Genomic DNA, 24,357 nt, shown 5'->3' on the forward strand with positions numbered 1-24,357 from the left:
CCGAACTTCCCACCCCACCCACCGGGACACAGGGTTTCCCGAGGGCCGCGGCCGACGGCTAAACGTAACCCGGGTCACACTAGTGTGAAAGTTCCTGTGGCACTGAAGGATTATTGTTAGCTTGCCGAAGCACTGCGCTGGCAGTGTGAGGTACGGCTAGGAGTACGAAGCGATGAATTCATGGTTTGCTCGGGTGGGGCTCGGGGTCGGCTGGCTTACGGCATTGAGCGGGGCCGCGGTACTCACCGCGGGCCTGGCGGTCGCGGAAGTCCCCGCGCCCCCGACGGTTCCGGGTACCACCCACTGTGTGAACACCCCCTATCTGGTGTCGTTCTCGTCGGCCGGGTTGGGTGCCGACGCGATTCGGGTGGAGCTCATCGACTTCGCGCAGCAGACCCCGCAGCAGCCGCGGATCGGCAATGTGGTGGTAGTGAACGGAATCGATCCGGTCATCCAGTGGATTCCGACCGTCGCCGGCCACCACGAGTTCGCCGCCGACGTCACCTTCAAGGACGGTTCGGTCTGGGGTACCACCCGTAGCTCCGTCGACGTGCTGGACGCGTCCGCCTGCGGCGGCACCACTCCGCCCACCACCACGACGACTCCGCCGTCCACCACAACCACCCCGCCGCCCACCACGACCACTCCGGTCCCCGCTGCATGGCAGCAGGGCCTCCGCTACAACGTCGGTGACGTGGTGTCCTACAACGGATCCCAATACCGCTGCATCCAGGCGCACACCGCCGACGCCCCCGACTGGACCCCGCCGAACACCCCGGCTCTCTGGCAGAAGATCTAACCCTCTGAACCGGGTCGAAGCCCCGGTCGTAAGGACCGGGGCTTCGACCGAGATCCATCAACCGGCTCGGGAATTCGATTCGAGATTGCGCCGGGCCGAGGGCTTTTGGGGGTGTGTGTGAGGGATGCCACACTCGGCGGTGGAGAGACTTCCGGCGGAGGCGGGCAGTCCTTCGCAGTCCGCGGACCATGCGGCCAGCCGGTCGGCGAGCTTGTCGGCGAGCTGGTCCAGGAATCCATCGGGACCGGTATGGGCGCTCGCGGCGGCCGCGTCGAGTTGCGTCAGCCGCACCTCGCGATCGCCTTGCAGAAAATCGTTGTATCCGAGATGGTCCAGGCGGGTCTGCAACGCGCTCAACAGCTTCCCGATACATCCGCGGGTCCGCGCGCACTCCTGCTCCGCTTCCCAGAACGCGTACAACCGGACGGCGACCGCGCGAATGGCGCCTTCGGTGGCGGGCGCGGCCAGTGTCATCGTGACCAGCGCCTCTACGATCAGCAGCTTGGTCCTTCTGCTGAAACGGGGATTCCATGTCCCCTCGAGCGCGCTCGGCCAGTGCAGCGACTGACAGGGGTCGAGCCTTTCCGCATTGCGGCACAACAGTTCGGCGCCCACCAGTTGCACGGTGTGCTCGTCGCTGCGCAAGGCCTTGTCGATGACGAGAACCGCTGTCTCCGAGGACACCTGCGAATTGTGCTCCTTCCACAGATCGACCAGCAGTGTCACCGCCAGCAGCTCCTGGCCGAGGTTCGTGAGCGCGAGCAGCCCGGATGCCACCACCGCCGGCGTCGTCTGGGTACCCTCCGCGGCGAGCAGCTCCCCGGCCCGCATCGCGGCATCCAGCCGCAGCCGCTCGCGCTTCTCCTGACTCCCGCGCTCGAGCCGTTTGTCCGTCTGCCGCTTGAAGATATGCCCGACCAGCGCCACCGCGGCCGTGAGTACCGCACCGGCGAACGTGACGATCGCCGCGGCCAGCGACTCACCCGTCGGTCGCGCGGGCCCGACGAAGATCACCCACCCCGCCGCCAGAATCACCAGCGGCACACCGCCCGACACGACCAACTGCTTCCTGTCGTCGGACATGGCACCCGCACCTCGTTCGCCTGCTCGCTACCGCTGCCCCAATTCTCCACAAACCCGCTGGTCCGCGCACTGAACATCATGACCCGATCATCGCGACATCAACTGGACGTAATCGACGCACTACCGCTCGCCCCGAATAGAGCACACTCCAACGATGATCAAGCTCGCCTCGAGTTTCGCGTTGTTCGCAGCAATCGCCTCGACCGTCGCCCCCGCGACCGCCACGGCCGGAACCCCGGTGCACGGCAACAACTTCGAATACGCGGTCATCGATGTGAAGTACATCGGCCCACTCGTCGTCTCCGACCGCGGATGGCGCAGAGCCGACGGAACCTTCGCCGTGGTGACGCTCACGATCACCAACATCAGCGGTAAACGACAGAGTTTCTTCGGCTCGAACCGACTGTGCGACACCCAAGGACGCTGTTTCGACGAGGATGGGAAGGCTACCCACCGCATGCCTCCGAGCGCGACAGTGGACGAGTGGTCGCCCCTGAACCCCGGTGAGTCCCTTGCGGTCCGTTGGGCATTCGATCTCCCCGCCGACGCCGAACCGGCCTACGTCGCGATCCTCGAGATGAGTGACCTGTTCGCCGCCCCCGCAAAAGTGCCTGTATGAACCAGCTGAGTTGTCACCGCGCTTCGAGGATTTCTTTCAGTAGGCGCAGGTCCTTGCGGTTCGCCGAGCGCATCGCGGGTTCCATCAGGATCGCGGCGACGCGGGAGAAGCCGGCGGGCTCGCCGCGGTTGCGGAGGGTGACCCTGGTTCCGCCATCGGCCGTGTCCTCGAACGAATAGTCGGTCTCCATCGGGAACGGGCCGTCGGCGGTTCGCATGACGAGTCGGCGGCCGGGGTCGAACTCGACCACCTCGTAGGTGTAGGCGAGTGATTGGCCGAGGAAGCGGGCCTGGAACGCCATTCGGGAACCGACGCCGAACGGGCCGTCGGTCTGCACGTCCACCGAGGCGATGTTCCGGTACCAGTCGGTGGCATTCGCCGGGTTCGTGACGAATTCGGCGACCCGGTCCCGGGGGCGTGCGATATCAATGCTGGTCACAACATCGACGGCCATGGGGTGATCGTAGGCGAGCGGCCCCGGAAACGGGCGGAGCCCCACCCGCCGAGGCGGATGGGGCTCCGAGAGCGCTTGCGCTGCTTCGATTTAGACGTCGAAGTAGAGCTCGAACTCGTAGGGGTGCGGGCGCAGGTTGACCGGGGCGATCTCCTGGGTGCGCTTGATGTCGATCCAGGTCTCGATCAGGTCCTCGGTGAACACGCCACCCTCGGTGAGGTAGTCGTGATCCTGCTCCAGCTTGTCGATGACCGACGCCAGCGAGGTGGGGGCCTGCGGGATGTTCTTGGCCTCCTCGGGCGGCAGCTCGTAGAGGTCCTTGTCGACCGGAGCCAGCGGCTCGATCTTCTTCTTGATGCCGTCGATGCCGGCCATCAGCATGGCGGCGAAGGCCAGGTACGGGTTGCCCGAGGAGTCCGGCGCGCGGAACTCGATGCGCTTGGCCTTCGGGTTGGAACCGGTCACCGGGATACGCACGGCGGCAGAGCGGTTGCGCTGCGAGTACACCAGGTTGATGGGGGCCTCGTAGCCCGGCACCAGACGGTGGTACGAGTTGACGGTCGGGTTGGTGAACGCCAGCAGCGACGGGGCGTGGTGCAGGATGCCGCCGATGTAGTGACGCGCCAGATCCGACAGGCCCGCGTAGCCGGCCTCGTCGTGGAACAGCGGCTTGCCGTCCTTCCACAGCGACTGGTGGGCGTGCATGCCCGAGCCGTTGTCGCCGAAGAGCGGCTTCGGCATGAAGGTAACGGTCTTACCCTCCTGCCACGCGGTGTTCTTCACGATGTACTTGAACAGCTGCAGGTCGTCAGCGGCGCCCAGCAGGGTGTTGAAGCGGTAGTTGATCTCGGCCTGACCGGCGGTGCCGACCTCGTGGTGGCCGCGCTCCAGCTCGAAGCCCGCGTTCTGCAGGTTGGTCGAGATCTTGTCGCGCAGGTCGACGTAGTGGTCGTACGGGGCGACGGGGAAGTAGCCACCCTTGTTGCGAACCTTGTAGCCGCGGTTCGGGGTGCCGTCGGCGTTGTACTCCGCACCGGTGTTCCAGGAGCCCGAGATCGAATCGATCTCGTAGAAGGCGCCGTTCATGGCCGAGTCGTAGCGGATCGAGTCGAAGATGTAGAACTCCGCCTCGGCGCCGAAGTACGCGGTGTCCGCGATACCGGTCGACTTCAAGTACTCCTCCGCCTTGCGCGCGATGTTGCGCGGGTCGCGGGAGTAGGCCTCGCGGGTGAACGGGTCGTGCACGAAGAAGTTCAGGTTCAGCGTCTTCGCGGCGCGGAAGGGGTCGACCCGCGCGGTGCTGAAGTCGGGGAGCAGCAGCATGTCCGACTCGTCGATCGACTGGAAGCCACGCACCGACGAACCGTCGAACGCGAGGCCCTCCTCGGCGAGATCAGCGGTGAACGCCTTCGCCGGGATCGAGAAGTGCTGCTGCACACCGGGGAGGTCGGTGAACCGAACGTCGACGTATTCGACCTCCTCCTCCTTGATGTACTTGATGACCTCGTCGGCCGTGCTGAACGCCACTTAGTACTCCTTACGGATCGGTTCCCAGCCAGTGGTGACTGCATGGGTTCGTCGCGACCACACGGTATGGACGCGGTGTTTCCCTGCAATCAAGGCTGTGTTTCGCCAGTGTTACACGCACTGCTGGCCGGGGGTTCGGCGGTGCCCCCGGGTTCGCGAAGACGCCGCAGCGGTCGCCGAGCAATGCTCGACCAGCAGGGACATCCTGCCATTGAGCTGCCGGAAGCGACTGTTAAGACTCTGAAAAGTTAGGGGCCTTACCGCGAGTCCGCCGGTCGTGGTGAGAATCCTCACCGCCGGGCATCCGTCCAGCTAACTGGTATGCGGGGCGGTTGCCCGACCGGTTGCCGCAGGGCGTGACGGTAGGACGCACCCATATATGGTTCCGTCCTCGAACCCCGACCGGCAGGGCTGCGAAACCGGCCCGTGGGCGGCGCATAAGCTGAGCCCATGGCACGCATCACCGGCTCATGGCTGTCCGGACCGAACGCCGAATCCGGAGACAACCCGGCCGGTGACTATCAGGGCAAGGAACTCGGACTGCCGGCCTCCGGTCCCGGCGCGCTCGCACCCTTCACCCGGCGCGTGTTCGCCATCCTCGCGGATTGGTTCATCTCGATGGGCCTGGCCGCGATCATCGTGCGGCCCGACGCCGAGAAGATCATCTCGAAGATGACGATTCCCCAGGGGCAGCAGCCGCCCTCGCACTTCGAGGTCATCACGCAGGCCCTGTCCACGCCGACGCTGCTGGTCTGGTTCGTGCTGGGGATCGCGACGGTCACGCTGTTCGGGTTCACGCCGGGGCAGTACTTCCTGAAGCTGCGCGTGAGTCGCGTCGACGCCGACGCGCCGGTCGGTTTCATCCGGGCCCTGGCTCGTCAGCTCATCGTGCTGTTCGTCATCCCCGCGCTCTTCACCGATTCCGACGGCCGCGGCATGCACGACCGCGCCACCGGCACGGCGCTCGTCTACAGCCGCTGAGCGCCCGCTCGACCCCGGCCGCCGCGAGCTAACGGAATTCTCATCAGCGGGATGTAAATATGAGGATCCGCGCCGAGTTGGCGCGGATTCCCGCCGTTACCTGCGATGCTGTTGGTGAAGTGTGTGGCGAGACGTTGCCAAACGTTCACCGCAGTTTGCTTTCGATCGGTATGGTGGCGGCGATTTGCCGCGAAGTACCGATCCACCGGTTCCACGGCAGGTAGCTATTTATGTGCTGATGGAGGATTGCATGGTCGAGAACTACAGAGCGGCGGCGCGGAGGTTCAGCCGTCGTTCCCTGTTCGCGACTACCGGTCTACTGGGTCTTGCCGCCGCGGGCGCCGCGGTGGGCGCGGGCGTGAACGCCGCGGCCGAGACCGACGGAGTGAAGAGCACCGGGCGGGGCGAGGATCTCGGCAAGACCGTCGCCGGCATCAACCCCGTCATCCGCACCGAACGCGTCTTCTCGAAGTCGCGCGGCCGCGAGGTCGATCTGATCACCATCCTGCCGCCGGGCGTCCCCACCGAGAACCTCCCGGTCTCCCTGCTGCTGCACGGCCTGCACGGCAGCGCCCGCACCGCGGCCGTCGGCAATATCGCCGACCTGCTCGCCGTCGGCGTCGCCACCCGGCTGTCCCCGGCCTTCGGCTTCGTCGCCCTCGACGGCGGCGACAACTACTGGCACGACCGCGGCACCGGCGACGACCCGATGTCCATGCTGCTCAACGAGGTTCCCGGCTGGCTGGCCCAGCGCCGCCTGGGCGGACCCGACGGTCTGCCCGCCGCCGTCACCGGCACCTCCATGGGCGGTTTCGGCGCGTTCGTCTACGCGCGCCGCCGCTTCGAACAGGGCCGCCCGGTGAACGCGGTCGCGACCATGTCGCCCGGCCTGCTCACCTCGTGGACCGAGATGGCCAAGCGCAATGTCTTCATCAATGCCGACCAGTGGGCCGCCCTGGATCCGCTGCGCAATCTCGACAAGCTCGGCCCGGCCCCGGTGGGCCTGTGGTGCGGCGATCGCGATCGGTTCATCGAGGGCTGCCGCCGCTACATCGCGGTTGGACACCCGGAGGTCGGGCTGATCACGCCCGGCGGCCACACCGACGAATACTGGAGCACCGTCACTCCGGATGTCGTGCGCTTCCTCTCCCGCCACATCGGCTGACGCGTAGGCTGACCACCAGCTTTCCTGCCGTCGCAGCGAAGGGAGTGGTCGGATGACTGGCTTCTCGCCCGGGTTCCAAGGACGCCCACGTCCGCAGAGCGACCGATTACCGCCGGGCCAGTACCTGGTCGACGACTTCCCGGTGCTGTCGGCGGGCCCGACGCCGCGGGTGGACCTCGACCGCTGGCAGTTCACCATCATCAATGAGACTGGCCGCCAATACGCTTGGAGCTGGCCGCAATTGATGTCGCTGCCGCAGGAACGCCCGCACGTCGACCTGCATTGCGTCACCCGCTGGTCCAAGCTCGACACCGACTGGCAGGGCATCTCCCTGGACAGTCTGCTCGAAAACGTCGAAACCCAAGCCGAATACGCGCTGGTCTCCAGCTACGGCGGCTACACCACCAACCTGCCGCTCGAGGATCTCACCGACGGCCGCGCCTGGATCGTGCACACCTACGACGGCGCCGACCTGCCGCCCGAGCACGGCGGGCCCGCGCGGCTGCTGGTGCCGCACCTGTATCTATGGAAATCCGCCAAGTGGGTCAAGGGCATCCGGCTGCTCGACCTCGACGAACCCGGCTTCTGGGAGGCCGCCGGCTACCACAGCTACGGCGACCCCTGGCGCGAACAGCGCTACCAGGACGACTGATGCGCTGGCAGCCCGCCGAACTCCTCGCCACCCGCGCCGAATCCGCCACGGCCCGCACCCTCATCCTCCGCGTCCCCGGCTGGCCCGGCCACCGCCCCGGCCAGCACCTCGACGTCCGCCTCACCGCGCCAGACGGCTACCACGCCGAACGCAGCTACTCCCTCGCCGCACCCGCCGACGGCGACCACATCGAAATCACCGTCCAGCGAGTCGAAGACGGCGAAGTCTCCACCTACCTCGTCGACGCCCTCCCCGTCGGCGCGTTCATCGAAGTCCGCGGCCCCGTCGGCGGCTGGTTCGTCTGGACCCCCGAATCCGGCGGCGCGGCCGTCCTCATCGCGGGCGGCTCCGGCATAGTCCCCCTCGCCTCCATGCTCCGAGCCCGCCGAAAGTCCGCCAACCCCAGCCCCTTCCGCCTCCTCTACTCCGTCCGCACCCCTGAAGACCTCCTCTACGCCGACGAGTTGGCCGAACTCCGCCGCGCCCACCTCACCTCAGCCGATGACCAGACCGGCCGAGTCTGCCTGCTGGGCGAAGGCGCATCCGACGAGGACATCGAACTGTTCCTCGCCTACACCCGCACCGCCCCCGCCGACGATCCCCGGCCACCCGGCCGACTCACTCGCAATGAGATAGCCGGCCTGGCTCTCCCGCCGTCACCGTCGGTCACCTGCTACGTCTGCGGCCCCACCGCCTTCGTCGAATTCGCCGCCGACGCATTGGTTTCCGCCGGTCACGCCCCCGCCATGATCCGCACCGAGCGTTTCGGACCCACGGGCAGGTAACCCATGACAACCCCGTACACCTACGCGACCACCACCCCCGGCGACCACTACGTCGACGGCAACGCCCTCGCCGGCATCCTCTCGGAGCTCTTCCCCGGCGACCCCACCCTCCACGAATGCCGCTGCGCCACCTGCGGTTCCACCGAACCCCTGGCCCGAGCCCTCGTCTACCTGAACTGCCCCGGCACGGTAGTCCGCTGCCCCCACTGCTCCGCGGTCATGCTCCGCCTGACGACCACCCCGTCCGGCACCTACCTCACCATCACCGCCACCCTCCGCTTCCCACCCCCGCAGTAGGCCGCTGAGTGGCACACCAGTGCGGTCGATTCGGGCAAATCCCCTCGCTGGTGTGCCACTCAGCGAAAGCGGCCGGAAATGGCGAGGCCCGCGTCGGTGGACGCGGGCCTCGGGGGAGCGGGTGGGTGTCAGCGGCGGCGGATCGAGCGCTGAACGCCGCGCATCTTCGCGCCGGAGGGGAGCGGACCCTTGGGGAGAGCCGGGCCGCCGCGGGTGGCGAGGGCCGAGAGACGGCCCTCGATCAGGTCCATGCGCTTGGTGTCGATATTGCGGGGGAGCTTGGTGAGGTAGCGCTGGAGATCCTTGATCGCGACCTCGTCCTTGCCGTTGCCGACCACGACGTCGTAGATCGGGGTGTCGCCGACCAGGCGCGAGACCTTCTTCTTCTCCTGCGCCAGCAGCGACTTCACGCGCTGCGGGGAGCCCTCGGCGACCAGGATGACGCCGGGCAGGCCGACCACGCGGTGGACCGCGTCGAGCTGGGTGGTGGCGGCGACGCCGGGGGTGACGCGCCACTTGCCCTGGAGATTGTCGAGCACCCAGGCGGCCGCGCCGGCCTGACCCTCGGCCTTGGCGTACACGTTCTTCTGGACGCGGCGGCCGAAGAGGATGAAGGCGGCGAGCGCGCCCAGGATCAGGCCGATCGGCAGCAGGAACCACTGCATGCCGAAGATGAAGCCGATCACCAGGAACACCACGGTCACGCCGACGAAGGCGCCGATCATCAGCGGCAGCAGGAGCTTGTCTTCCTTGCGCTGCATCTGGAACGCCTGCCAGAGCTGCTGGCGACGCTCCTTCGACGCCTGCTTGCGCGCCGCCTTCGCCGCGGCCTTCGCTTCCTTCGACGGATTACCGCCCTTGCCTGCTGCCATGCCGTCCAGCTTAATGGCCGGGTACGGCCGGTTCGCGACGGGATCACCGCCGTGGCGACCGGGTGGTTCGGATCTCAATTTCCATCGATACCAGTCAGTCGGTTTGTGTAAGCCCGCTTGGATCTGTTCTGCTGGATATAACCAGTGCCAGGCAAGCGGAAGGAACACGGAAGGACATGCGGTCGTCAGACCACAGGCCCACCGGTCTCCGCCCGCGGCTCGCGGTCGCGCTCCTGGTGAGCGCCCTCACCCTGGTGGGCTGCACCTCGCACAGCCTGGCCGACACCACCGCCGCCCTGCCGACCGAAGCATCGGCCACCACCGCGCCGGAACTTCCGCGCTCGGCGGCGCTGTTGTTCGCCGAGGCCGTCACCTTGTCTCCGGCCGACGCCCGCGCCGTGCTGGACACGCTCCCGGTGCAGGGCCGCGCCCCGAAGACCGGATACGCGCGAAACGAGTTCGGCGACAACTGGACCGACGATGTGGATGTCGCGGGCGGCCACAACGGCTGCGACACCCGCAACGACATCCTGGGCCGAGACCTCACCGACCCGGTCTTCAAGCCCGGCACCGGTGACTGCGTGGTGCTGTCGGGCACGCTCACGGATCCGTACACCGGCAAGACCATCGAATTCGTGCGCGGCAAGAACACCTCGAACGCGGTCCAGATCGATCACGTGGTCGCCCTGTCCGACGCCTGGCAGACCGGCGCGCAGCAACTCTCCCCGCGCGAACGCGCCAACCTGGCCAACGACCCGCGCAACCTGCTGGCCGTGGACGGCGCGGCGAATCAGCAGAAGGGCGCGAGCGATGCCGCGTCCTGGCTGCCGTCCAACAAATCCTTCCGCTGCACCTACGTGGCGAAGCAGATCGCGGTGAAGGCCGCGTATCGCCTGTGGGTCACGCAGGCCGAGAAGGACGCCATGATCCGCGTCCTCGACGGCTGCCCGCGCTGACCCGCACAGGCAATGTCCCAGAATGAAATTGGAGTGAGAAGTATGAAGAAGGCCCTGGCCACCCTCGGCCTGACCGCAACCATCGCCGCGACCCTGCTCGCGGTCACCGCCGGCCCCGCGAACGCGGATTTCCACACCGCCCCGGGCGTTCCGGCCGACATCCAGATCGATCCGGCTCCGGCGCCGATCCCGGCCGTCCCCGCCGCGACCGCCGCGCGCGACCTGCTCGAGGGCGCGGGCCTGGTCGTCCCCGCCGCCGACGACGTCTACTACGCGAACTGCGCCGAGGCCCGCAAGGCCGGCGCGGCTCCCATCAAGAAGGGTGAGCCCGGCTACCGCCCGGCCCTGGACCGCGATAACGACGGCGTGGCCTGCGAGTAGCCGAGATCAGTTGGCGCTCTTGGCCTTCTCCCGCATCGAGTCGGCCAGCTGGCCGGGCATGGCCTCGTGCCGGACATAGGTTCGGGTGAAGGTGGCCGCGCCGTGCGCGAGTGAGCGCAGGTCGACGGCGTAGCGGCTGAGCTCGAGTTCGGGCACCTCGGCGCGAATCACGGTGCGGCCCAGGCCCACCGGTTCGGTGCCGAGGACCCGGCCGCGCCGGCTGGACAGATCGCCCAGGACGGGGCCGACGTAGTCGTCGGAAACCACCACGCGCACTTCGGATATCGGCTCGAGCAGGTTGATGCGCGCCAGTCCGGCCGCCTCGCGCAGTGCGAGTGCGCCGGCCATCTGGAAGGCCGCATCGGAGGAGTCGACCGAGTGCGCCTTGCCGTCGAAGAGCGTCACGCGCACGTCCACCAGGGGATATCCGGCCACCACACCGCGGAGGGCCTGGGCGCGCACGCCCTTCTCGACCGACGGAATGAACTGGCGCGGAACGACTCCGCCCACCACCTTGTCCACGAACTCGATTCCGGAGCCCTCCGGCAGGGGCGCGACCTCGATCTCGCAGATGGCGTACTGCCCGTGCCCGCCGGACTGCTTCACATGCCGCCCCTTGGCGGACGCCGTGGTCGCGAAGGTCTCGCGCAGCGCGACCCGGTGGTCGATCACGTCGACCTGCACACCGAACCGGGACCGCAGTCGTTCCAGCGCCACCTCCCGATGCGCCTCGCCGAGACACCACAGCACCAGCTGATGGGTGTCGGGATTCTGTTCCAGCCGCACCGTCGGATCCTCGGCGACCAGCCGCGACAGCCCCTGCGAGAGCTTGTCCTCATCGGCCTTGCTGTGCGCCTTGATGGCCACCGGCAGCAGCGGATCCGGCATCGACCAGGGCTCGATGATGAGCGGACAGTCCTTGGCGGACAAGGTATCCCCGGTCTCGGCACGCGACAGCTTGGTCACGCAGACGATGTCCCCGGCAATGGCCTGGGGGAGCGGCCGCTGCTGCTTGCCGAACGGCGCGGAGACGCCGCCGACGCGTTCGTCGGCATCGTGATCGCCGGTATCGCCGACACCGTGCCCGCACACATGGACGGTGTCGTCGGCATGCAGCGTGCCGGAGAACAAGCGCACCAGCGACATCCGGCCCACATAGGGGTCGGAGGCGGTGCGGATGACCTCGGCGGCCAGCGGTGCATCGGGATCGCAGGCCAGCGCGGACGACTTCCCACCCGACCCTGTCGCGGAGACGGGATGCTCAGCGGGCGTGGGGAATCCGCGCGTGATCAGATCGAGAATCTCGACCGTCCCCAACCCCTGCCGCGCCCCTTCCGGCGGCGGTGCGGCGATCAGCACCGGATGGAAACTGCCACGCGCCACGGCCTTTTCGAGATCGGCGACCAGCGTGGTGAGGTCGATCTCCTCACCGCTGATATACCGATCCATCAGCGTCTCGTCCTCGCTCTCGGCGATGATGCCCTCGATGAGCCGGTTGCGCGCCTCCTCCATCTGCTCCCGCTGCTCCTCGGAGGCGGGCGTTTCCACGCGCTCCCCGGTCTCGTAGTCGTACACGTGCTGGGTGAGCAGCTCGATCAACCCTGTCACCGGCCGATGTCCGTCGGCGGCCTTGGGCCCGTAGACCGGAAGATGCAGCGGCAGCATGCTTTCCGACCGTCCGCCACCGAGAATCTCGCGGCAGGTGTCGTTCATGTCCTCGAAATCGGCGCGCGCCGTATCCAAATGGGTGAGCACGATGGCGCGCGGCATGCCGACGCTCGCGCATTCCTCCCACAAGGCGAGGGTCGCCCCGCTCACGCCCTCCACGCCCGCGGCGGCCGAGAGTACGAAAAGGGCCGCGTCCGCTGCTCGCAGACCGGCCCTGAGTTCCCCGACGAAATCGGCGTATCCGGGGGTGTCGAGGAGATTGACCTTGACGTGGTCCCATCCCATCGGCACCACCGACAGTTGCACCGACCGGTGTTGTCGCTGCTCGATGTCGTCGTAGTCGGAGACGCAGGTGCCGTCCTCCACCCGCCCGGCCCGGGGTACCGCCCCGGCGGCCACGGCGAGGGCCTCCACCAGCGTGGTCTTGCCCGACCCGCTGTGCCCCACCAACACCACATTGCGTATCTCGTCCGGCCTTTCGGCCACGACTACCCTGCCGTTGACGCCTTGCGACGCCGTTGTTCGCTCGACCATGGCTCGCTCCCGGGGCCGACTGATGCGGTCCTTCGAGCTTCCCACCAGCGCCGTGCGGCCGTCCACGAATCGACCGAACCGATGCGCATGGCACGCCGATACCCGCCGTTCACCTGTGGCGATGGCCTGCAAGTCGTGCTGACAAGAACCCGCTGGTCTTCGCATACGACAATGGCCCGGACATTTTGTCCGGGCCATTGTCTGTCGGTCTCGTCTACCGCATTCGGCGGTCGAATTCGCTTATGCCCCTGTGGAACCGAAGCGAGCCAGCACGCTGTTGGCCTCCTGGGCGGCCGAGCCTTCCTGGGCCAGGTGCAGCATCTCCGGGGAGATCTCACGCCCGTGGTGCCGCATGGCCTGGGCGTAGAGGCGACCCGCCCGGTACGACGAGCGCACCAGCGGCCCCGCCATGACACCGGCGAAGCCCATCTCCTCGGCGGCCTTGGAGTGCTCCACGAACTCCTCCGGCTTCACCCACCGGTCGACCGGGTGGTGCCGCGGCGACGGCCGCAGGTACTGGGTGATGGTGATGATGTCGCAGCCCGCCTCGTGCAGGTCGCGCAGCGCCTCGGTGATCTCCTCCGGGGTCTCGCCCATGCCCAGGATGAGATTCGACTTGGTGACCAGACCGGCCTCGCGGGCGGCGGTGATGACCGCCAGCGACCGCTCGTACCGGAACGCGGGCCGGATGCGCTTGAACACGCGCGGCACCGTCTCCAGATTGTGCGCCAGCACCTCGGGCCGCGACGAGAACACCTCGGCCAGCTGCTCGGGCACCGCGTTGAAGTCGGGGATCAGCAGCTCGACACCGGTGTTCGGGTTGAGCGCCTTGATGGCGCGGACGGTTTCCGCGTACAGCCACGCGCCGCCGTCCTCGAGATCGTCACGCGCGACGCCGGTGATGGTCGAGTAGCGCAGCCCCATGGCCTGCACGCTCTCGGCCACGCGCCGCGGCTCGTCGCGGTCCAGGGCGGCGGGCTTGCCGGTGTCGATCTGGCAGAAGTCGCAGCGCCGGGTGCACTGCTCGCCGCCGATCAGGAAGGTGGCCTCGCGGTCCTCCCAGCATTCGAAGATGTTGGGACACCCGGCTTCCTCGCAGACCGTGTGCAGCCCTTCGCGTTTCACCAGGCCCTTGAGTTCGGTGTACTCGGGGCCCATGGTCGCGCGGGTGCGGATCCAGGAGGGCTTGCGCTCGATCGGGGTCTCGGCGTTACGCGCCTCGATGCGGAGCAGCTTGCGGCCATTGGGTGCGGCCGAATTGTTTGCCGGGGTATCGACGGAGGTCACTTTGTTCACCCTACGCTCGTGATCAAACGGCCTCGGCGGGCACGGCTGCGGGCACCACCGGGAGCTGATCGGTTGTCGATGCGGGAAGCGGCTCGGGGCATTCGGCCGAGACCTTCGCGCAGCGGGAGATGGTGTGGTCGGTCACCTTCAGATCGCCGTCCAGCGCGCGGGCGACGGCATCGGCGACCAGCGGCCGCACCTCGTCGACGGTCACGTCGCGACCGAGTTCGCGGCTCAGGGTGGTGACCCCGGCATCGCGAATCCCGCACGGCACGATGGCGTTGAAACCGTCGAGGCTGGAATCGCAGTTCAGCGAGACGCCGTGCAGGGTGACCCCGCGCTGGACGCGCACGCCGATGGCCGCGACCTTGCGCTCGGGCAGGAACTCCGACGCGGGCACCCACACGCCCGAACGGCCTTCCACGCGTCCGGCTTCCAGACCGAGCCGCGCGCAGACCGCGATCAGCGCTTCCTCGAGCCGGCGCACGTAGGCCACCACGTCGACGGGTTCGGCCAGCCGGACGATCGGATAGCCGACCAATTGCCCGGGTCCGTGCCAGGTGATCTTCCCGCCGCGATCGACCTCGATGACCGGGCTGCCGTCCATGGGCAGATCCTGCGGCTCGGTGCGGCGGCCCGCGGTGTAGACGAAGGGGTGTTCCAGCAGGAGCAGGCGGTCTTGCCCGATGCCCTCGGCGCGTTCCTCGGCGATTCGACGCTGCAGATCCCAGGCTTGCCGGTAATCGATGAGGCCCAGATTCTCGACGACGAGGGGTGTGTCGTCGAAGCGGGCGGATACCGCACGGGGTAACGGTGCGGTGGCCGTACTGCTCTCACTCACGATTGTGACGTTACCCCTCCGTCGAAGACGCGTTGCATGAGTGTCAGGTCCAGCCAGCGCCCGAATTTGAGCCCGACTTCCGGCAGCTGGCCCACGTTTGTGAAGCCGAATTTCTCGTGTAGTGCGATCGACGTGCGGTTACTCGTTTCGATCGCCGCGATCATGGCGTGCACATCGGACTGCTCGGCCCGCGCCAGCAGCTCGGTCATGAGCGCGGTGGCGACCCCGCGGCGTTGGAATATATCTGACACGTAGACCGAATTCTCGACCGAGAAGCGGTACCCGGACTTCGGCCGGAACTGGCCGTAACTCGCGTAGCCCGCCACCTTGCCGTCGATCTCGGCCACCAGCACCGGATGCCCGGCCCCGGTCCGGCCCGAGAACCAGGCCTTGCGCTCGTCCAGGTCGGCGGGTTCGGTATCCCAGATGGCGGTGGTCTCGGCGATGGCGTTGTTGTGGATCACCAGGATCTCCGGTAGATCGCTCTCGCGCGCATCCCGGACCAGCAGCTCGGACGGTTGATTGGTCACTTCCATACGGTATCGACGGGGCCGCTGTGACGCGCGCCGCGCCCGATGTGACATGTGCCGCGCGGGCGGTACCTAATCCGAGTGTCCGAGCGTGGCGTTCAACGCCGCCCCGATCGTCGGATGCTGGAACTGGTACCCGGCCTCTTCCAACGCCGCGGGAATCGCCCTGGGGCCGTGCAGGATTGCCTCGTCGGCGAATTCGCCGATGGCCAGCCGCAGCGCGAACGCGGGCACCATCAGGGGCGTCGGCCGATGCATGACCCGCCCCAGCGCGCGTGTGAACTCGGCATTGGTGACCGGCGCCGGACCGACCATATTGACCGGGCCGGAAAGGTTTTCGTGCGTGAGCGCGTAGCTGATCGCGCCGACCTCGTCGTCCAGCGAGATCCACGGCACGTACTGCCGCCCGCTGCCCAACCGCCCGCCGAGGCCGAGATAGTAGAGCGGATACAGCATTCCGAGCATCCCGCCCCGCCGCGCCAGCACGACGGCCGACCGCAACAGCACCGTGCGCACGCCCGCGTCCGAGGCCTGCTCGGTGGCGGCCTCCCAGTCGGCGCACAGCCCGGCCAGGAAACCCGTACCGGCAGGCGAACTCTCGGTGACGACGCGGTCCCCGCCGTCGCCGCCGTAGTAGTGCACGCCGCTGGCATTGATCAGCGTCGGCACCCCCTCGGCGGCGACCGCGGCGGCCAGCACGTCGGTGGGGACGATCCGGCTGTCACGCAGCTCCTGCTTGTAGCTGCCGTTCCAGCGCCGCCGCCCGATGCTCGCGCCGCACAGATTCACCACTGCGTCGGCACCGCGCAGCGCGCGCTCGTCCAGATGGGATCGCACCGGATCCCAGGTGAATTCGTCGCGGGCGTGGACGGGACGGCGCACCAGGCGGGTGACCTGGTGCCCGTCGCGGCGCAGGGCCGCGACGAGCGCCGTCCCGATCAGTCCGGATGACCCGGCGACCACGACCTTCATCGACTACAGGCCGAGGTCGCCCTCGAACGCCGCCTCTTCCAGGCGGTGCTTGATCGTGGTCACGAAGCGACCGGCGTCAGCACCGTCGATGAGGCGGTGATCGTAGGTGAGCGGCAGGTAGGCCATCGAACGGATGCCGATGAACTCGTTGCCGTCATCGCTGATCACCATGGGGCGCTTCACGATCGCGCCGGTGCCCAGCATGGCGGACTGCGGCGTCACCAGGATCGGGGTGTCGAACAGCGCGCCGTTCGAACCGATATTGGTGATGGTGAAGGTGCCGCCGGAGAGCTCGTCCGGCTTCAGGCCGCCGGTGCGCGCCCGGTTGGCGATATCGAAGATGGCGCGCGCCAGCCCGGCCAGCGACAGGTCGTTGGCGTTGTGGATGACCGGCGAGAGCAAACCCTTGTCGGTGTCGACCGCGATGCCCAGATTGACCACCGAGTGGTAGGTGATCTCCTTGGTCTCCTCGTTGTAAGAGGCGTTCACGTTCGGGTGCACGGCCAGCGCCTCGATGACGGCCTTGGCGTAGAACGGCAGGAACGTGATGTTCACACCCTCGCGCTGCTTGAACGCGGCCTTGGCGCGGTTGCGCAGGGCGGCGATCTTGGTCATGTCGACCTCGTGCACCTGGGTGAGCTGCGCGGTGGTCTGCAGCGACTCCCGGGTCTTGGTCGCGGTGATCTGCCGGATGCGGCTGGCCTTCTGGACCGTGCCGGGCAGGTGCGACAGCGACGGGCTCGGCGCGGCGGCGGCCGGGGCGGCCGGAGCAGCGGCCGCGGCAGGCGCAGCGGCGGCCGGGGCCGGAGCCTTCTTGGCCTCCGCGGCGGCGAGCACATCCTGCTTGCGGATGCGGCCGCCGACACCGGAACCGGTGACGGTCGCGAGGTCAACGTTGTTCTCCGCGGCCAGCTTTCGCACCAGCGGGGTCACGTACGGGCCGCCGTTGGAGGACGGCTCGTCGGCCGGGGTGGCCGCGGCCGGGATCACGGCGGGCTTCGGGGCCGGAGCCGGAGCGGGGGCAGGCGCGGGAGCCGGTGCAGGCGCGGGAGCCGCGGCGGCCGGGGCCGGAGCCGGCGCGGGAGCCGGAGCGGCGGGCGCAGGCGCGGGAGCCGGAGCGGGCGCGGCGGCGGGCGAACCGCTGCCGATGACACCCAGCTGACCGCCGACGGCGACCACGTCGTCCTCGTTCGCGGAGATCTCCAGCAGCGTGCCGGCGACCGGCGACGGGATCTCGGTGTCGACCTTGTCGGTGGAGACCTCGAGCAGCGGCTCGTCGACCTCGACCGTGTCTCCTTCCTTCTTCAGCCACCTGGTCACAGTGCCCTCGGTGACGCTCTCACCAAGAGCCGGCATCTGGACGGAGAAGGTCATGTCCGTTGACTCCTCTGACTGCTCGTCGGGTTAAACAGTTCGTCTCTCAGCGGGCGTGGCACCGCGGGTCGCGGTGTCGTCCCGACGGCCACCGAAGTATCTGTGGCACCGGAGATCCGTGTTGGTTCTTGTTCCAATCACCCATCCTTGCACTCGTCGCGGTGCGGCGTGTCACAGGGCGGCGGTTGCGCCGACCTCTCCGTGTCGCGATCCCCCGCGTGAGCGGTGAACGACGCTGGCGTGAGCATGGATTCATGGGATGCCATGACACGTATCACGTTTGATCGCCCGGCGCCTGCTCCGGGTGGGCTGAGGTGGGGCTGAATGGTTTCTGTGGGGGTGCTTAGGAGTTGGCTCGGGCCGTTGCGGAGGGGGTCGGGAGTGGCAATATCGAGGTATCCGGTGGTGTTCTGCCTGGCCGGAGAGGAGGTTGCCGGAATGGGTTTGCTGGATTTGTTCGGCCGCAGCGGCGGCGCCCGCGGCGGTGACGTGGATCCCGAATACATGGCGCACCTGGTCGCGTGGACGCGAAGCCATTACGGCGTCGAGGCTTTCGTCGAACCGCGCACCACGGTGTCGGATGTCTCGGTCGTCCTGGTGGCACATGACGGCGAATGGACCCGCCGAGTGGTCGGCGAACGCGGAGCCCACCGCCTCTCCTCGACACTGAACATCCCCGTCTATGACGCCCGCCGAGTCGGCTATCCCCAGCGCATGCGTGACCACGACGCCCGCCAGCGCATCCTCACCCGCCGAGCCCAGGGCTACTGACCACCCTCCGACGCAGGACGCCCGCCCCCGCATCGAGCGGAGGCGGGCGTTGTCTTGCGGCCGTCTATTCGGCGGCGATGTCCTCGAGGGTGGAGATGAGGGTGCGGACCGGGACGCCGGTGCCGCCCTTGCCGATGTAGCCGAACGGGCCGCCGGTGTTGTAGGCCGGGCCCGCGACGTCGAGGTGGGCCCACTGGACCGACTCGGGGACGAACTCCTTCAGGAACAGGCCCGCCGACAGCATGCCGCCCCAGCGGTGGGGCGCGACATTCGCAAGGTCGGCGATCTTGGAGTTGATGTCGGCGCGGAGTTCGGCGGGAAGCGGCATGGCCCAGGCGTTTTCGCCGATCTCCTGGGAGATGCGGGCGACCCGGTCGCGGAACGCGTCGGTGCCCATGACGCCCGGGGTGCGGGTGCCCAGCGCCACCATCTGCGCACCGGTGAGGGTGGCCACGTCGATGAGGTAGTCGGGCTCGTCCTGACCGGCGCGCACGATGGCGTCGGCGAGGATGAGACGGCCCTCGGCGTCGGTATTGATGACCTCGACGGTGGTGCCGCCGTACTGGGTGAGCACGTCACCGGGCCGCTGCGCGGTGGCCGACGGCATGTTCTCGGCCATCGGCACGGTGGCGATGACGGTGAGCGGCAGGCTCAGTCGCGCCGCGAGCAGGGTGGTGGCGATGACCGCCGCCGCGCCGCCCATATCGGAGGTCATGTTCTCCATGCCCGCCGCGGGCTTGATCGAGATGCCGCCGGTGTCGAAGGTGATGCCCTTGCCGATCAGCGCCACCTTCGGGTCGCCGCCCGCGTAGGTGATGCGGATCAGCCGCGGCGGCCGCGAGGAACCCTTGCCGACGCCGAGAATGCCGCCGTAGCCCTGGGTTTCGAGCTCCTTCTCGTCGAGGATCTCCACCTGCAGGCCCGCGGCCTTGGCCAATTCGGCCGCGCGGTTGGCGAATTCGCCGGGGTACAGGTCGCTGGGCGGGGTGTTCACGAAATCCCGTGCGGTGGCGACGGCTTCGGCGATCGCCTGCGCCCGGAACAGCTCCTCTTCACCGAATCCCGGTTCGGGAACCAGGAATTCGACCCGCTTGACCGGCTGGTCCTCGGCCTTCGGCGCGGACTTGGCCGACTTGAACGCGGTGAACTGGTACGCGCCCAGGTAGAACCCCTCGGCCGCCGCACCCAGATCCAGCCCGGACAGCGTGGTGACCGCGGTCGCGACCCCGGTCAGCGCCCGCCCGGCCGCACCGGCCGACTTGCGCACCTGCTCGGCATCGACCTTGTCGGCCGCGCCCAGCCCGACCGCCAGCACGAAGTCCACGCCCAGCCCGGCCGGCGTCGGCACCCGCGTGATCTCCTCGCCCTTGCCCTTGGCCCCGACCGCCCGCAGCGCGCTCAGCAACGCGTCCCTGGTGTCCGCGTCGAGCACGTCGTCGAAGGCGTCGGCGGGCGCGAGCACCGGCCCGTCCTCCGCCGAGGTGAGCCCGACCACGAGCACATCGGCGTCCCCGATGCCCTCGGTGCGCGCCAGTTCCGGTCCGAGCGAACGATCTGCAACAGCTGTCATAACAGCCGACATTACTGCGCCCGTCCGACCGCGTCCGGTCGGGCGCGAGTAGGTTGAGCTCGGCAGAGCTTTTCCGGACCATCTGGTACGAAAGGCAGTGACAATGGGGTCACCGGGCACCGAAAACGACAATTCGTCGGCCAGCGGCGCCAAGCAGGCGCGAATCATCGCCATCGCCGCGGTCGCCGTGGCGGCCCTCGCCATCGCCTTCGCGATCGGCGTACTGGTGAACCGCTCCGACAACGGCTCCGACACCACGACCACCTCGGCCACGGCCCCGGCTTCCACCACATCCCGGGCGTCCACCACGAACCCCGGCAACCCGGTTCCGCCGATCACCGCGTCACCCAAGTTCGTCGTCCCGCCGACCTCGACCGCCGCCCAGCCCGCCCGCAAGATCGGCGACGACTGCTCACACGACGGCCTTGTCGCCCAATGGAATCAACGCAACGGCCAATGGGTGTGCGAACCCCAGGAGCAGGGGCGCGACCCGCACCGGGTGGGCGACGACTGCTCCCATGACGGCATCGTCGCCCAGTGGGGTCTGACCTCGACCGGCGAGTGGGTGTGCATCCCGCAGGATCAGGGCGATTCGGCCGAGCCCTATACCCCGGTGCCGCCCGCGGGTGAACCCGGCGCGAACTGACTCGGGATCGCGGAGTGGCGCGCGGCCCGAGCCCGTTTCGCGTCAACGGTCCTCGACGCCCGGTTCATCCGGTTCTCGACCTTTCCCGGCTCGAACGGAAATACCCTGGATTGCGACACCGCCGTCGGGCATGACTTCGCGGTGTCCTTGTCCCCGGTGCCCGCCTCGATGCGCAGGCGCACAGGAGGATTCCAGTGGCGAAGGCGAAGTTCCAGCGGACGAAGCCGCATGTCAACGTGGGCACCATCGGCCACATCGACCACGGCAAAACCACTCTGACCGCGGCGATCACCCGCGTGCTGCACAACAAACATCCCGAGTTGAACCCCTTCACCCCGTTCGAGGCCATCGACAAGGCCCCGGAGGAGCGGCAGCGCGGCATCACCATCTCCATCGCGCACGTCGAATACCAAACGGAGAACCGGCATTACGCGCACGTCGACTGTCCCGGGCACGCGGACTACATCAAGAACATGATCACCGGTGCGGCCCAGATGGACGGCGCGATCCTGGTGGTCGCCGCCACCGACGGGCCGATGCCGCAGACCAAGGAGCACGTGATCCTGGCACGACAGGTCGGCGTGCCGAAAATGGTTGTGGCGCTGAACAAGTGCGACATGGTGGAGGACGAGGAGATCCTGGAGCTGGTCGAGCTCGAGGTGAGCGATCTGCTCAACGAGTACGAGTTCGACGGCGACAACACCCCGATCGTGCGGGTGTCGGCGTACCAGGCGCTGGAGCATCCGGACGGCGAGTGGGGGGAGACCATCACCGAACTGCTGGCCGCCGTGGACGACTGGATCGACACCCCGACTCGCGAGGTGGAGAAGCCGTTCCTCATGCCGATCGAGGACGTCTTCACCATCACCGGCCGCGGGACGGTGGTCACCGGGCGCATCGAACGCGGCGTGCTGAAGGTGAACGCCGAGGTTGAGATCGTCGGCATCCGGCCGAAGACGACCAAGACGACCGTCACCGGCATCGAGATGTTCCGCAAGCTCCTGGACGAGGGGCAAGCGGGGGAGAACGTCGGCCTGCTGCTGCGCGGCATCCGTCGCGAGGACGTCGAACGCGGCCAATGCGTCATCAAGCCCGGCTCGGTCACCCCGCACACCCAGTTCGAGGGCCAGGCCTACATCCTGTCCAAGGAGGAGGGCGGCCGTCACACCCCGTTCTTCAACAACTACCGCCCCCAGTTCTACTTCCGCACAACCGATGTCACCGGGGTGGTCACCCTCCCGAAGGAGACCGAGATGGTCCTCCCCGGTGACAACGTCTCGATGGAAGTGGTGCTGATCCAGCCCATCGCCATGGAGGTCGGCCTCAAATTCGCGATCCGCGAGGGCGGCCGAACCGTCGGCGCGGGCCAGATCACCAAGATCCTGAAATAGGACTCAGCCCATCTCCTCCAGCGCCTTGCCCTTGGTCTCGGGCACCCACTTGAGCACGAACGGGATCGAGAGCAGGGCGAAGGCGGTGTAGATGACGTAGGTGCCCGACAGGTTCCAGTCCGAGAGGCTGGGGAAGCTGGCGGTGATCACCCAGTTGGCGATCCACTGCGCGGACGCGGCCACACCGAGGGCGGCGGCGCGGATCCGGTTGGGGAACATCTCGCCGAGCAGCACCCACACGACCACACCCCACGACATGGCGAAGAACAGCACGAAGCAGTGCGCGGAGACCAGCGCCACGATGCCTTGGGCGTGGGGGAGGGACACGTCGCTGCCGGAGCCGGTCTTGGCGGAGAACGCCCACGCCTCCAGGGCCAGCGAGATGGCCATGCCCGCGGATCCGATGAGCGCCAACGGTTTCCGGCCGATCCGGTCGACCAGGGTGATGGCGATGACGGTGCCGACGATATTGATGATCGAGGTGGTGAAGGAGTAGAAGAACGAGCTCGACGGGTCGATGCCGACCGACTGCCACAGCGTCGCCGAGTAGTAGAAGACGACATTGATGCCGACCAGCTGCTGGAACACCGACAGGCCGATGCCGATCCAGACGACCGGCAGGAAGCCGAGCTTGCCGCCGAGGAGGTCCTTGAAGGTGGAGCGGGTCTCGCTGTGCATCGCCTGCTGGATCTCGATGATGCGGGCGTCGAGTTCGCCGCGGTCGCCTTCGACCTCTTTGAGTACTTCCTTCGCCTTCTCGATCTTCCCGACCGAGATGAGGTAGCGCGGCGACTCCGGAATGGTGAAGGAGAACAGCCCGTACAGGGCAGCCGGTATGACCATCACGCCGAGCATCCACTGCCAGGCCTCGAGTCCGCCGATGTGCCCGCGCTGTTCATTGCCCGCCATCTTGAGGATCGCGAAGTTCACCAGCTGTGAGGTGGCGATGCCGATCACGATCGCCGCCTGCTGGAAGGAGGCGAGCCGTCCGCGATAGGCGGGCGGCGACACCTCTGCGATGTAGGCGGGCCCGATCACCGAGGCCATGCCGATGCCGACGCCGCCGATCACGCGCCACATGGCCAGATCCCACAGCGCGAACGGCAGCGCGGATCCGATGGCGCTGCAGGTGAACAGCGTGGCCGCGATCCGCATGACCCAGATGCGGCCGATCCGGTCCGCGATGCGCCCGGCGATGGCCGCGCCGACCGCACAGCCGATGAGGGCGATGGCCACGACCTGCGCCAGGGTCGCCGATCCGATGTCGTACCTGTCGCGGATGGCCTCGACCGCGCCGTTGATGACCGAACTGTCGTAGCCGAAGAGGAAGCCGCCCATGGCGGCAGCGGCGGTAATGAAGACGACGTAGACGAGACTGTCTGCGCCTTCCTTCCGGTCGCCGGGCGTTCGCGCTCCCACTGTTGAATTCACGCAGACTCCTTCGTCGTGCCCCGTATTCCCGTGTCGACCCGCATTTCGACAATTGTTGCCGTTGGGATGCTTGTCAACGGGCAGGCAACGCCGGTCGTGCGCTAGCTCTTCTAAGGCGAGGCGTTCCGCGATGACGAACAGGCGGCACGCGGTCTCGAGGTCGCCCTGCCGCGCGGCTTCGGCGGCGCGCGACACCGTTCGCAGGATCTCGGGCATCTCTGTCTCCTCGGTATAGCCGGTCCGTCGCGGAGTATTCGTAGAGATGCGCGCAAAGGTGCAGGTAGAGAGGCGATTTGACTTTGGTTCACCGCACCCCGTAACTTATTCCAGGTCAGAGCGACACGGACACCGACCCGGAGCCCCAAGGGCCTGGGAAACGAGGTTGGACGAGGAGCGCCTGATGATCGAGATTAGTTTCGCCGACCAGCGGATTTGGTTCTGCTGCGAGGACTGAGCTAAGCTTCACCAGCAAGAAACATTCAGCCTCACCGACAAGCGGGACTAGAGCCCGGGCGTTGGTGTGTGCGTGTGTTCTTTGAGAACTCAATAGTGTGTCGATGAATGTCAGTGCCAAATATTTTATTTGGTTCCAATCATTCTCACCCCCGTGGGGGTGGTTGGACAATCTAGTCAGCTTAATTTCCGAGCTGGCGTTTAATCTGCCAAGGTTTTCGGACTCTGGTTAATTCTTCCGATTTCATCCGTAAGGATGTGATTGAGAGTCTTCAACGGAGAGTTTGATCCTGGCTCAGGACGAACGCTGGCGGCGTG

General features: G+C 67.5%; 23 protein-coding genes and 1 pseudogene. 12 read left to right on the forward strand and 12 right to left on the reverse strand.

Annotated elements, in window-relative coordinates; genetic code table 11:
• Positions 1-172 precede the first annotated feature (172 nt).
• Positions 173-799, forward strand: a complete 627-nt coding sequence (locus ACAM49_RS27900) for a carbohydrate-binding protein (protein WP_369638521.1) — start codon at positions 173-175, stop codon at positions 797-799.
• Between the two features lie 57 nt (positions 800-856).
• On the opposite strand, the gene ACAM49_RS27905 is transcribed toward ACAM49_RS27900, so the two are convergent.
• On the reverse strand, positions 857-1,882 hold the full coding sequence (locus ACAM49_RS27905) for a hypothetical protein (protein WP_369638522.1): 1,026 nt from the start codon (positions 1,880-1,882) through the stop codon (positions 857-859).
• 154 nt (positions 1,883-2,036) lie between these two features.
• On the opposite strand from ACAM49_RS27905, the gene ACAM49_RS27910 reads away from it, so the two are divergent.
• Positions 2,037-2,501, forward strand: a complete 465-nt coding sequence (locus ACAM49_RS27910) for a DUF4352 domain-containing protein (protein ID WP_369638523.1) — start codon at positions 2,037-2,039, stop codon at positions 2,499-2,501.
• A gap of 13 nt (positions 2,502-2,514) precedes the next feature.
• Here the strand turns inward: ACAM49_RS27910 and ACAM49_RS27915 are convergent, their stop codons facing one another.
• Complete coding sequence (locus ACAM49_RS27915) at positions 2,515-2,955, reverse strand: SRPBCC family protein (protein ID WP_369638524.1); 441 nt, start codon at positions 2,953-2,955, stop codon at positions 2,515-2,517.
• A 90-nt stretch (positions 2,956-3,045) separates the two neighbouring features.
• The gene (gene glnA, locus ACAM49_RS27920; protein ID WP_369638525.1) at positions 3,046-4,482 is read right to left on the reverse strand and encodes a type I glutamate--ammonia ligase; all 1,437 of its coding nucleotides are present in this window, start codon (positions 4,480-4,482) and stop codon (positions 3,046-3,048) included.
• 450 nt (positions 4,483-4,932) lie between these two features.
• On the opposite strand from glnA, the gene ACAM49_RS27925 reads away from it, so the two are divergent.
• The 5 genes from ACAM49_RS27925 to ACAM49_RS27945 all read left to right on the forward strand — a co-directional run bounded on the left by ACAM49_RS27925 (position 4,933) and on the right by ACAM49_RS27945 (position 8,362).
• Positions 4,933-5,463 carry an RDD family protein gene (locus ACAM49_RS27925; RefSeq protein WP_369638526.1) on the forward strand — a complete coding sequence of 177 codons (531 nt, stop codon included), beginning with the start codon at positions 4,933-4,935 and terminating at the stop codon, positions 5,461-5,463.
• 250 nt (positions 5,464-5,713) lie between these two features.
• Positions 5,714-6,628, forward strand: a complete 915-nt coding sequence (locus tag ACAM49_RS27930) for an alpha/beta hydrolase (RefSeq protein WP_369638527.1) — start codon at positions 5,714-5,716, stop codon at positions 6,626-6,628.
• Positions 6,629-6,680: 52 nt separating this feature from the next.
• On the forward strand, positions 6,681-7,280 hold the full coding sequence (locus tag ACAM49_RS27935) for a sulfite oxidase-like oxidoreductase (RefSeq protein ID WP_369638528.1): 600 nt from the start codon (positions 6,681-6,683) through the stop codon (positions 7,278-7,280).
• Positions 7,280-8,065: a ferredoxin reductase gene (locus tag ACAM49_RS27940; protein WP_369638529.1), complete on the forward strand. Its 786-nt coding sequence runs from the start codon at positions 7,280-7,282 to the stop codon at positions 8,063-8,065. Before ACAM49_RS27935 ends, ACAM49_RS27940 begins: the two co-directional genes overlap by 1 nt.
• A gap of 3 nt (positions 8,066-8,068) precedes the next feature.
• Positions 8,069-8,362, forward strand: coding sequence for a DUF6510 family protein (locus tag ACAM49_RS27945; RefSeq protein WP_369638530.1), 294 nt, complete (start codon positions 8,069-8,071; stop codon positions 8,360-8,362).
• Positions 8,363-8,490: 128 nt separating this feature from the next.
• Here ACAM49_RS27945 and ACAM49_RS27950 read toward each other — a convergent pair whose 3' ends face one another.
• Entirely contained in the window at positions 8,491-9,234 is a 744-nt protein-coding gene (locus ACAM49_RS27950; protein ID WP_369638531.1) for a DUF4191 domain-containing protein, read from the reverse strand.
• A 176-nt stretch (positions 9,235-9,410) separates the two neighbouring features.
• On the opposite strand from ACAM49_RS27950, the gene ACAM49_RS27955 reads away from it, so the two are divergent.
• Entirely contained in the window at positions 9,411-10,190 is a 780-nt protein-coding gene (locus ACAM49_RS27955; protein WP_369638532.1) for an HNH endonuclease family protein, read from the forward strand.
• Between the two features lie 42 nt (positions 10,191-10,232).
• Positions 10,233-10,571, forward strand: a complete 339-nt coding sequence (locus ACAM49_RS27960; protein ID WP_369638533.1) for an excalibur calcium-binding domain-containing protein — start codon at positions 10,233-10,235, stop codon at positions 10,569-10,571.
• 6 nt (positions 10,572-10,577) lie between these two features.
• Here the strand turns inward: ACAM49_RS27960 and ACAM49_RS27965 are convergent, their stop codons facing one another.
• From ACAM49_RS27965 to sucB, 6 genes and pseudogenes are all read right to left on the reverse strand, one after another.
• Positions 10,578-12,773, reverse strand: a complete 2,196-nt coding sequence (locus tag ACAM49_RS27965) for an elongation factor G-like protein EF-G2 (RefSeq protein WP_369638534.1) — start codon at positions 12,771-12,773, stop codon at positions 10,578-10,580.
• Positions 12,774-13,013: 240 nt separating this feature from the next.
• Positions 13,014-14,060: a lipoyl synthase gene (lipA, locus tag ACAM49_RS27970; RefSeq protein WP_040806680.1), complete on the reverse strand. Its 1,047-nt coding sequence runs from the start codon at positions 14,058-14,060 to the stop codon at positions 13,014-13,016.
• A 22-nt stretch (positions 14,061-14,082) separates the two neighbouring features.
• Positions 14,083-14,901, reverse strand: coding sequence for a lipoyl(octanoyl) transferase LipB (gene lipB / locus ACAM49_RS27975; protein WP_369638535.1), 819 nt, complete (start codon positions 14,899-14,901; stop codon positions 14,083-14,085).
• A complete protein-coding gene (locus ACAM49_RS27980) occupies positions 14,898-15,437 on the reverse strand; it encodes an N-acetyltransferase family protein (RefSeq protein ID WP_369638536.1) in 540 nt (179 codons plus the stop codon). The genes lipB and ACAM49_RS27980 overlap by 4 nt, the downstream gene beginning before the upstream one ends.
• 66 nt (positions 15,438-15,503) lie before the next feature.
• Positions 15,504-16,403 (reverse strand): TIGR01777 family oxidoreductase, encoded by a 900-nt coding sequence (locus ACAM49_RS27985; protein ID WP_369638537.1) that lies wholly within the window; start codon positions 16,401-16,403, stop codon positions 15,504-15,506.
• Positions 16,404-16,406: 3 nt separating this feature from the next.
• A pseudogene (sucB, locus tag ACAM49_RS27990) lies at positions 16,407-17,783 on the reverse strand (2-oxoglutarate dehydrogenase, E2 component, dihydrolipoamide succinyltransferase); the annotation flags it as partial.
• 432 nt (positions 17,784-18,215) lie between these two features.
• Here sucB and ACAM49_RS27995 point away from each other — a divergent pair.
• Positions 18,216-18,548, forward strand: a complete 333-nt coding sequence (locus ACAM49_RS27995) for an oxidoreductase (protein WP_369638538.1) — start codon at positions 18,216-18,218, stop codon at positions 18,546-18,548.
• Between the two features lie 64 nt (positions 18,549-18,612).
• On the opposite strand, the gene ACAM49_RS28000 is transcribed toward ACAM49_RS27995, so the two are convergent.
• Positions 18,613-20,118, reverse strand: coding sequence for a leucyl aminopeptidase (locus ACAM49_RS28000; protein ID WP_369638539.1), 1,506 nt, complete (start codon positions 20,116-20,118; stop codon positions 18,613-18,615).
• A 103-nt stretch (positions 20,119-20,221) separates the two neighbouring features.
• Between ACAM49_RS28000 and ACAM49_RS28005 the strand changes: the two genes are divergently transcribed.
• Positions 20,222-20,764 (forward strand): hypothetical protein, encoded by a 543-nt coding sequence (locus ACAM49_RS28005; protein ID WP_369638540.1) that lies wholly within the window; start codon positions 20,222-20,224, stop codon positions 20,762-20,764.
• 194 nt (positions 20,765-20,958) lie between these two features.
• Complete coding sequence (gene tuf, locus ACAM49_RS28010) at positions 20,959-22,155, forward strand: elongation factor Tu (protein ID WP_369638541.1); 1,197 nt, start codon at positions 20,959-20,961, stop codon at positions 22,153-22,155.
• A gap of 3 nt (positions 22,156-22,158) precedes the next feature.
• Here the strand turns inward: tuf and ACAM49_RS28015 are convergent, their stop codons facing one another.
• Positions 22,159-23,586, reverse strand: a complete 1,428-nt coding sequence (locus ACAM49_RS28015) for a sugar porter family MFS transporter (protein WP_369638542.1) — start codon at positions 23,584-23,586, stop codon at positions 22,159-22,161.
• Between the last annotated feature and the right edge of the window lie 771 nt (positions 23,587-24,357).

Origin of the sequence: Nocardia sp. JMUB6875, from assembly GCF_041154655.1 — a bacterium.
Taxonomy (GTDB): Bacteria; Actinomycetota; Actinomycetes; order Mycobacteriales; family Mycobacteriaceae; genus Nocardia.

Coding starts and splice junctions, on each gene's coding strand:
- ACAM49_RS27915 (WP_369638524.1), bottom strand. CDS start 2,955: ATGGCCGTCGATGTTGTGACCAGCATTGATATCGCACGCCCCCGGGAC.
- ACAM49_RS27980 (WP_369638536.1), bottom strand. CDS start 15,437: ATGGAAGTGACCAATCAACCGTCCGAGCTGCTGGTCCGGGATGCGCGC.
- ACAM49_RS27935 (WP_369638528.1), top strand. CDS start 6,681: ATGACTGGCTTCTCGCCCGGGTTCCAAGGACGCCCACGTCCGCAGAGC.
- ACAM49_RS27950 (WP_369638531.1), bottom strand. CDS start 9,234: ATGGCAGCAGGCAAGGGCGGTAATCCGTCGAAGGAAGCGAAGGCCGCG.
- ACAM49_RS28000 (WP_369638539.1), bottom strand. CDS start 20,118: ATGACAGCTGTTGCAGATCGTTCGCTCGGACCGGAACTGGCGCGCACC.
- ACAM49_RS27960 (WP_369638533.1), top strand. CDS start 10,233: ATGAAGAAGGCCCTGGCCACCCTCGGCCTGACCGCAACCATCGCCGCG.
- ACAM49_RS28005 (WP_369638540.1), top strand. CDS start 20,222: ATGGGGTCACCGGGCACCGAAAACGACAATTCGTCGGCCAGCGGCGCC.
- ACAM49_RS27965 (WP_369638534.1), bottom strand. CDS start 12,773: ATGGTCGAGCGAACAACGGCGTCGCAAGGCGTCAACGGCAGGGTAGTC.
- ACAM49_RS27945 (WP_369638530.1), top strand. CDS start 8,069: ATGACAACCCCGTACACCTACGCGACCACCACCCCCGGCGACCACTAC.
- ACAM49_RS27910 (WP_369638523.1), top strand. CDS start 2,037: ATGATCAAGCTCGCCTCGAGTTTCGCGTTGTTCGCAGCAATCGCCTCG.
- ACAM49_RS27955 (WP_369638532.1), top strand. CDS start 9,411: ATGCGGTCGTCAGACCACAGGCCCACCGGTCTCCGCCCGCGGCTCGCG.
- ACAM49_RS27985 (WP_369638537.1), bottom strand. CDS start 16,403: ATGAAGGTCGTGGTCGCCGGGTCATCCGGACTGATCGGGACGGCGCTC.
- ACAM49_RS27925 (WP_369638526.1), top strand. CDS start 4,933: ATGGCACGCATCACCGGCTCATGGCTGTCCGGACCGAACGCCGAATCC.
- ACAM49_RS27940 (WP_369638529.1), top strand. CDS start 7,280: ATGCGCTGGCAGCCCGCCGAACTCCTCGCCACCCGCGCCGAATCCGCC.
- ACAM49_RS27900 (WP_369638521.1), top strand. CDS start 173: ATGAATTCATGGTTTGCTCGGGTGGGGCTCGGGGTCGGCTGGCTTACG.
- ACAM49_RS27905 (WP_369638522.1), bottom strand. CDS start 1,882: ATGTCCGACGACAGGAAGCAGTTGGTCGTGTCGGGCGGTGTGCCGCTG.
- ACAM49_RS27995 (WP_369638538.1), top strand. CDS start 18,216: ATGGGTTTGCTGGATTTGTTCGGCCGCAGCGGCGGCGCCCGCGGCGGT.
- ACAM49_RS27930 (WP_369638527.1), top strand. CDS start 5,714: ATGGTCGAGAACTACAGAGCGGCGGCGCGGAGGTTCAGCCGTCGTTCC.